This is a genomic window from Mesorhizobium qingshengii, from assembly GCF_900103325.1.
GTDB lineage: Bacteria > Pseudomonadota > Alphaproteobacteria > Rhizobiales > Rhizobiaceae > Mesorhizobium > Mesorhizobium qingshengii.
The window spans coordinates 1-4,493 of record NZ_FMXM01000066.1 but is presented as its reverse complement, the minus strand read 5'-3'; the positions used below and the strand labels follow the sequence as shown (position 1 = coordinate 4,493).

7 protein-coding genes and 1 pseudogene are annotated in these 4,493 nt (G+C 57.1%); 5 read left to right on the top strand and 3 right to left on the bottom strand.

Annotated elements, in window-relative coordinates:
- The 3 genes from BLS48_RS34080 to BLS48_RS34070 all read right to left on the bottom strand — a co-directional run.
- The coding region (locus BLS48_RS34080) for an IS6 family transposase (RefSeq protein WP_143019594.1) at positions 1–316 on the bottom strand (316 nt) is incomplete at its 3' end.
- 1 nt (position 317) lies between these two features.
- Complete coding sequence (locus BLS48_RS34075; protein WP_167365352.1) at positions 318–611, bottom strand: hypothetical protein; 294 nt, start codon at positions 609–611, stop codon at positions 318–320.
- Between the two features lie 30 nt (positions 612–641).
- On the bottom strand, positions 642–956 hold the full coding sequence (locus BLS48_RS34070; RefSeq protein WP_038655354.1) for a helix-turn-helix domain-containing protein: 315 nt from the start codon (positions 954–956) through the stop codon (positions 642–644).
- A gap of 131 nt (positions 957–1,087) precedes the next feature.
- On the opposite strand from BLS48_RS34070, the gene BLS48_RS34065 reads away from it, so the two are divergent.
- The 5 genes and pseudogenes from BLS48_RS34065 to BLS48_RS36025 all read left to right on the top strand — a co-directional run.
- Complete coding sequence (locus tag BLS48_RS34065; RefSeq protein WP_084791880.1) at positions 1,088–1,312, top strand: DUF2188 domain-containing protein; 225 nt, start codon at positions 1,088–1,090, stop codon at positions 1,310–1,312.
- 2 nt (positions 1,313–1,314) lie between these two features.
- Positions 1,315–2,328 carry a CBASS cGAMP-activated phospholipase gene (locus tag BLS48_RS34060; protein ID WP_091586638.1) on the top strand — a complete coding sequence of 338 codons (1,014 nt, stop codon included), beginning with the start codon at positions 1,315–1,317 and terminating at the stop codon, positions 2,326–2,328.
- On the top strand, positions 2,325–3,524 hold the full coding sequence (locus tag BLS48_RS34055) for a nucleotidyltransferase domain-containing protein (RefSeq protein ID WP_038655345.1): 1,200 nt from the start codon (positions 2,325–2,327) through the stop codon (positions 3,522–3,524). Before BLS48_RS34060 ends, BLS48_RS34055 begins: the two co-directional genes overlap by 4 nt.
- Positions 3,524–3,988, top strand: a complete 465-nt coding sequence (locus tag BLS48_RS34050) for a type II CBASS E2 protein (RefSeq protein ID WP_084791879.1) — start codon at positions 3,524–3,526, stop codon at positions 3,986–3,988. Before BLS48_RS34055 ends, BLS48_RS34050 begins: the two co-directional genes overlap by 1 nt.
- Before the next feature lie 318 nt (positions 3,989–4,306).
- Positions 4,307–4,493, top strand: a pseudogene (locus BLS48_RS36025) (IS21 family transposase); the annotation flags it as partial.

Here is a 4,493-nt window from a genome sequence, read left to right as displayed (position 1 = left end):
GGTATTCACTGAACCAGAACTCGACGGCGTCGCCGACGCTGTCGATGGCGCGATAGAGGTACGTCCATCGCCCGCGCACCTTGATGTAGGTCTCGTCCGCATGCCATTTGCCGGTCACGGCGCGCTTGCGCCGGTTGAAGCGTTCCATCAGCAGCGGCGCGAAATGAACGACCCAGCGATGGATCGTTGAATGATCGACACAAATGCCACGCTCCGCCATCATTTCCCGAAGATCGCGTAGGCTCAGTCCGTAGGCCAGATACCAGCGAACGCAAAGCAAGATCACAGATTGGTCGAAATGGCGGCCTTTGAACATCTCAACTCTCCGGGGAACACCGGAGCCAAATGCCATGCGCCTCGTTACCAAAAACTTTGCAACACATCCGTTCATGGCCGAGGGAGAAATGTTCGAAACCGGCGTTCTCATACTCATTCGAGTAAATGATGGTCACCTTGTCGTTCGCAAAAATAATCGCGCCCGATACGCCTTTCACGTCGGCAGGCTTGGCCTGCACCGCAATTTCTCTTTGCTGTGCGATGTCGAACGGATCGACCGGAAACTGATGAAATCCGAACTCTGCGGCGATTTTTTCGCCGAGTTGTGTTGCCATCTTTATCCGGAAGCCTGCCAAGGGCGGATCCTACTTCTTGTCGCCGATCATCGTGTCGATGATGTTCTGGATAAAATTGCGGTCCTTTGCGGACAACTTTTCTTCGTCGCGGAAGGCCGTTGTGGTCGTCTTGGTGCCGAGCAGATAGTCAGCGGTGACCTTCAGGGCCTTTGCGAGTGCGCGAACATTATCGAAAGATGGCTTGCGCCTGCCCGCCTCGAAGTGGGCTATGGCCGAAGGCTGCATCCCGGCCTCACGGGCAAGCTCGGATTGGCTCAGTTGTCTTTTCTCACGGATGTCACGCAGGCGTGCGGCGAAGGTGGATGGGATGCTTGACTCAGTCATGACAGATCGTATAGACTTCCTTATCTAGATCGTCAGCCCCTAAAGGGACTTTTTTTGGGCTCGGCCTATGACAGAGCGTACAGAATCGTATTACCATTTGCGAATCAGGTCAAGGAAAGAAGGAGAGTAGCATGGCTGGTAAAAATCAGCACGTCGTCCCCCATGACAATGCATGGGCTGTCCGGGGAGCCGGGAACCAAAGGGTAACATCCACGCACGGCACCCAGGCGGATGCCGAACGCGCAGCGCGTGAGATCGCAATCAACCAGAAAAGCGAAGTCGTGATCCATCGCCCCAACGGTGAAATTCGCGATCGTAATTCATACGGGAATGACCCGTATCCGCCGAAGGGATGACAATGCCCACGCTGGATGAGAAAACCTCGGAGCCGATCCGCCGGATATTGTGTATCGACGGCGGCGGTATCATGGGGACTCAACCAGCTTCGTTCCTGGCTACGCTGGAAGAAGATATCGGCCGACCAATCGGCGAGTATTTTGATCTCATTGCCGGCACTTCGACCGGTGGCATTCTGGCAATCGGTCTTGCGTTGGGGTTGCCCGCCAAGCGGCTCCTCGATCTCTACGTTCATCGCGGCCCTCATATCTTCGGGCAGGCCGGCGGCTCCATCTGGACCCGCATCGGTGACCTGTTGAGAGAGGTTCGCCACGTCGCCGCGCCAAAGCATGACGCGGAATTGCTGCGCGCCGAGCTAGACGCTGTGCTTGAGGGCAAGCGCATTGGCGATGCCAAGACGCGGCTCTTGGTCCCGGCATGGGATGCCGACCTGCGCAGTGTCTATATCTACAAGACGGCACATCATCGCCGATTGAAGACGGACTATAAGAAGTCTGCTCTTGATGCGGCGATGGCCACGGCGGCGGCCCCCACCTATTTCAAGCGGCATCGTACTGCAGACGATGTCGGCCTGCTTGACGGCGGCACGTGGTGCAACAACCCGATCGCAATGGCAGTCGTTGAAGCCATCACCTTGCTGGGTTGGCCTTCGACCAGCCTGCGGGTGCTCAGCCTTGGCTGTGTGAATGAAGTTTACATGATCGGAGAGGCGCCCGGCTGGGGCGTCCTTGGTTCTGATGTCATCCGTTTATTTATGGACGGTCAATCGCGCAGTGCCATGGGGATGGCTAAGTTGCTCACGGGTCACGAATATGAGCGCGAGGCGCTGTTTCGATTCTGCCCGGATGTGCCAAAAAAGTTCTTCAAGCTCGATGACACCCGCAAAATTACTCAGTTGAAGGGGATGGGCGCGGCAGCGGCTCGCCGCGACCGGGCGCGCATAGAACCCGTGTTTCTGACGGAACCGGCAGAGCCGTTTGTGCCATGCTACCAACTGAGCGAGGTGATGAAATGAACGAGCTTGCCAGAAGCCTCGTGCCGCAAAATGTCTTGCTGCGCAAATCCGAGATCTATTCGATATTGGACGAGATCTGTCAGGATCTCGAACTGACCACTGCGCAAATGCAGGCCGCCAAGGCGAGCTATGAGGCGGTCGCAGATTGGTTGTCCTCGTCGGACAATCCTGTTTTGCAGCACATCGATGTTTACCCGCATGGATCGGCGGGGCTTGGCACCTCAGTGAAGCCACTCGGCCGCGAGGATTTTGATGTTGATGTTATCTGCCTTGTTTTCCGATTTGCTTCGGTGCGCCCGCCAGCTGAGCTGAAGAAGATCGTTGGCGACCGGCTTCGCGAAAATGCACGCTATGCCGCTATGCTTGAGGAGAAAAAGCGGTGCTGGCGTCTGAACTACGCGCGCGAATTCCACTTGGATGTTTCACCGACAATTGTGAACCCTAGCTGCAACAATGGCGGCGAGTTGGTACCGGATAAGAGCCTGAGCGAATTCAAGCCCACCAACCCAAAGGGATATCGGGCACTGTTCGAGAAGCGCGCCTTGATGCGGCCCCGCCTCAAGGTTCAAAAGGCCATCGCATCTGACCGGCAGGCAAATATCGAGCCCTTCCCCGTTCAGATGAGGGTCAAGGGCATTTTGCGCCGTACCGTTCAACTGCTGAAGCGTCACCGCGATATTTATTTCTTCGACATTGAGGCCGACATCGCACCAATCTCCATCGTCATTACGACGCTGGCAGCGCAAGCCTATGAGTGTTGCGTGAACACGTTCACCTTTGACTCCGAACTTGATGTCGTCATCGCCACGATCCGGATGATGCCTCACTTCATCGATCGGCCGTTTGTTAACGGCCAGCGGATGTATGTTGTTGCCAACGAAACGACCATCGGTGAGAATTTTGCCGAGCGCTGGAACAAGGAGCCTGCGCGAGCCACGGCTTTTTATGCGTGGCACGCCAAGGCGCTCGCCGACTTCGAGAACCTCGCTGAACTTGAAGGCCTCGATCGTATCACCAAGAAACTCGGCGATTCCTACGGCAAGACCGTCGTTGCGCGCGTCATGGATGCCCGCACGGAACAGATTTCAGGCGCGCGTGCGGCGCAAAAGCTTTTTGTTGCGCCGATGGTCGGTCTTACGTTGACCAACAGCGCCGCGGCGACCGCTGTGCCGAAGAACACGTACTTCGGTGATTAATGAGCTGGGCAACCCGTCCTGATCTCACGCCCGCACAGCAATTCTTGTTCCTGCGGGCGAACCCGATTTGTGCGGGCGACGGTGCGTTGAATGCAAAAGGATTGACCTGGGAATATCATGTTCGTCCCACGCCCTTGAGTCGGGAATGTCGCGTCCGTCTGAGCTATGAGCGAGGCGGATCAGTGAAGGCTGTCGTGCTGGAACCGGACATTCAGCTTCTTGCTGGCGAGAGGAAATTGCCGCACGTCTATCGTGATCCACTCCGACTCTGCCTGCACCTGCCCAAAGCGCATGAGTGGGTCGGTTCGATGCGCCTGGACCAGACCTTCGTGCCGTGGATTGCGACGTGGCTATTCTACTTTGAAGAATGGCTGGTTTCTGATGAATGGAAAGGCGGTGGCGAGCACCCCGATCCCGATTCGAGGGAAGTCATCCGCCGGGCCGTTCGCCGGGCAACGCGGTAGCAAGGGGAGAAGGCAAACAAGGCCTCACTGGTATCGGTGCGCGGTGGCGGGCTCTGCGCGTGCGTGGCGATGAAGCGCAGCAGCCAGTCGACGGGCTCTCAACCTCATCGGGTCAAGGACGATAGAGGCACAAGGTGTCATCTGACCTGTAGCCATGCTTCTGGGTGCGGATTCCGACGTGAAGCCGGCCGCCATTCCGATCAAACACCGGCCACCATTCCGGTATGAAGCCGGCCACCATTCCAACCAAAGACCGGCCGGTTTTCGGCACTGAAGATTACCTCCTGGGTCAGCAACTTTGGCATCAATTACCTCGCGATGAACGAGGACATTTTGATGCCGGCAAAGAGAAGGCTGACCATGAGACAGTTGAGACAAATGCTTCGGCTTGCCGGAAGCGGGACCAGCTCCCGCGAGATTGCGGTCGTGCTGGGAATAGCACGCAGTACGGTGCAGGATAATCTGCGGCGCGCAGCGGCAATCGGGTTGAGCTGGCCCCTGCCAG

Excerpts from the sequence above, each read along its gene's own strand:
- BLS48_RS34075 (WP_167365352.1), bottom strand. The coding sequence starts at position 611 with ATGGCAACACAACTCGGCGAAAAAATCGCCGCAGAGTTCGGATTTCAT.
- BLS48_RS34070 (WP_038655354.1), bottom strand. The coding sequence starts at position 956 with ATGACTGAGTCAAGCATCCCATCCACCTTCGCCGCACGCCTGCGTGAC.
- BLS48_RS34065 (WP_084791880.1), top strand. The coding sequence starts at position 1,088 with ATGGCTGGTAAAAATCAGCACGTCGTCCCCCATGACAATGCATGGGCT.
- BLS48_RS34060 (WP_091586638.1), top strand. The coding sequence starts at position 1,315 with ATGCCCACGCTGGATGAGAAAACCTCGGAGCCGATCCGCCGGATATTG.
- BLS48_RS34055 (WP_038655345.1), top strand. The coding sequence starts at position 2,325 with ATGAACGAGCTTGCCAGAAGCCTCGTGCCGCAAAATGTCTTGCTGCGC.
- BLS48_RS34050 (WP_084791879.1), top strand. The coding sequence starts at position 3,524 with ATGAGCTGGGCAACCCGTCCTGATCTCACGCCCGCACAGCAATTCTTG.